Here is a 1,565-nt window from a genome sequence, read left to right as displayed (position 1 = left end):
AGGGTGGCGTCGGCGCCGTCGGTGGCCAGCCACTGCGCCAGCACCCCCGCGGTCGCCGCGATCCGCGCCGGCGACTTACCCGAGACCACCAACGTCGTCACCGGCCCCGAAACCACCGACTCCCCACCAACACACCCCGACCCCTGCGGAGCCTGCTCCACAATCACATGCGCATTAGTGCCCGACACCCCAAACGACGACACCCCCGCCCGCCGCGGACGCGACACCGCAGGCCACGCCCTCGCCTGCCCGGCAACCTCAAACCTCGACGCCCCCACACCCGCATTCGGCGTCAACTCCGAAAAATTCAGATGCCGCGGAATGAACCCCCGCTGCACCGACAACACCGTCTTGATGAACCCCGCCACACCCGAAGCCGACTCCAGATGCCCCACATTGGTCTTCACCGACCCCAACACCAACGGCGCCGACGAACCCCGCTCCCCAAACACCGCCGCCAACGCATCCAACTCAATCGGATCACCCAACGCAGTCCCCGTCCCATGCGCCTCGACATAGTCGATATCACCGGGCTCCAACCGCGCCGCCGCCAACGCAGCCCGCACCACCTTCTGCTGCGCCGGACCCGACGGCACCGTCTGACCACTCGACGGCCCATCCTGATTCACCGCCGAACCCCGCACCACCGCCAAAACCCGATCACCATCACGCTGGGCATCCGACAACCGCTTGAGCACCACCACCCCAGCGCCCTCAGACCGCACATACCCATCGGCAGCGGCATCAAAAGTCTTGCACCGCCCATCGGGCGCCAACATCCCCCACCGCGACGTCGCAATACTGTTCTGCGGAGCCAAAATCAAATTCACCCCGGCAGCCAACGCCTGATCCGACTCCCGACGCCGCAAACTCGCACACGCCAAATGAATCGTCACCAACGACGACGAACACGCCGTATCCACCATCAACGCCGGACCATGCACACCCAAGAAATACGACAACCGACCCGCCGCAAAATTCGGCGCATTACCGAACGAAAAATACGGATCAGCATCACGCGGCCCCAACCGCTCCGCAGCCAACACCGCATAATCACTGGTCGTCACACCCACAAACACACCGGTCGCCGTACCGCGAATCGCCTCCCGAGTGATCCCGGCATGCTCCAACGCCTCCCAGGTCACCTCCATCAACAACCGCTGCTGCGGATCCATCGCATCAGCCTCACGCGGCGAAATACCAAAAAACTCCGCGTCAAACTCCGACGGATGCCACCCCGACAAAAACCCGCCCTCACGAGAACAAATCGTCCCCGGCACCGAATGATCCGACGAAAACAACGCATCAGCATCCCAGCGATCCGCCGGAACCCCAACAATCCCCGAACCCTCGTCACACAACAACTGCCACAACGCCGCCGGACCATCCACCCCACCCGGCAGACGACACCCCAACCCCACCACCGCGATCGGCTCGCTGTCCCCCGCCTCGGCAACCGCCAACCGCGCCGTCAGATCATCAATCTTGCGCAGCGCCTCAGCAACAATCGCCCGACGATCCGGACCCCCCACCGACGCAGCACTCTTCTCGCTCAACTCAACCTC

General features: G+C 64.2%; 1 protein-coding gene. It reads right to left on the bottom strand.

Features of this window, described 5'->3' with window-relative positions; translation table 11 throughout:
• The coding region (locus tag AWC02_RS15455; RefSeq protein ID WP_133055657.1) for a type I polyketide synthase at window positions 1-1,556 on the bottom strand (1,556 nt) is incomplete at its 3' end.
• Between the last annotated feature and the right edge of the window lie 9 nt (window positions 1,557-1,565).

Origin of the sequence: Mycolicibacter engbaekii, assembly GCF_002101585.1 — a bacterium.
Lineage (GTDB): Bacteria > Actinomycetota > Actinomycetes > Mycobacteriales > Mycobacteriaceae > Mycobacterium > Mycobacterium engbaekii.
The sequence above is the reverse complement of the archived record's forward strand: the minus strand, read 5'-3'. Positions and strand labels throughout refer to the sequence as shown.